The 542-nt window shown below is 53.7% G+C and carries 1 rRNA gene; it reads right to left on the bottom strand.

Annotation, left to right across the window (positions count from 1 at the left end):
* Positions 1-437: 437 nt before the first annotated feature.
* A 5S ribosomal RNA gene (gene rrf, locus VG543_RS21175) occupies positions 438-542 on the bottom strand; the annotation flags it as partial.

Below are 542 nucleotides of genomic sequence, written 5' to 3'. Positions count from 1 at the left end.
TTGCTTTAAAACAATTAATAGTTGCTTGATCAAACGTCTGCAAGATGGACAATCATCCTTCCTGCAGGCGCCTTCACAAGATACCTGCGCATACTTTCAAAGATCAGGGGAAGTGGCCTCAGCGCCGCTCCCGTGTGCTGCGAAGTTTCCTTCGTAGCGAGCCGCCCATTATAGCCGGCTTTTCCGCTTCGTCAACACCTTTTTTCAAGGCCGTCTCACCGGAGTGGACGTTGTTGCCGATGCTGCTTCGTCGTTGGACCCGAGGGCCTTTCGTCGTTGCGAGCCGCCTATTATGGCAGGCCTTTCAGCTTTGTCAACAACTTGTTTGAGGAACTTGAAGCTCTTCGTGAAGTTGTTGCTGCAAGTCCAGGTCGAAACCAGGTGCCTGCAAAAAAAGGAAAACCCCGCTGCGCGTGCAGCGGGGTTTTGGGTGTAAACCCTGGCGATGACCTACTCTCGCATGGCTTGAGCCACACTACCATCGGCGCAGCTGCGTTTCACTTCCGAGTTCGGGATGGGATCGGGTGGTTCCACAGCGCTAA

The organism is Stenotrophomonas sp. CASM101, from assembly GCF_049384845.1.
Classification (GTDB): domain Bacteria; phylum Pseudomonadota; class Gammaproteobacteria; order Xanthomonadales; family Xanthomonadaceae; genus Stenotrophomonas; species Stenotrophomonas hibiscicola.
The sequence above is the reverse complement of the archived record's forward strand: the minus strand, read 5'-3'. Positions and strand labels throughout refer to the sequence as shown.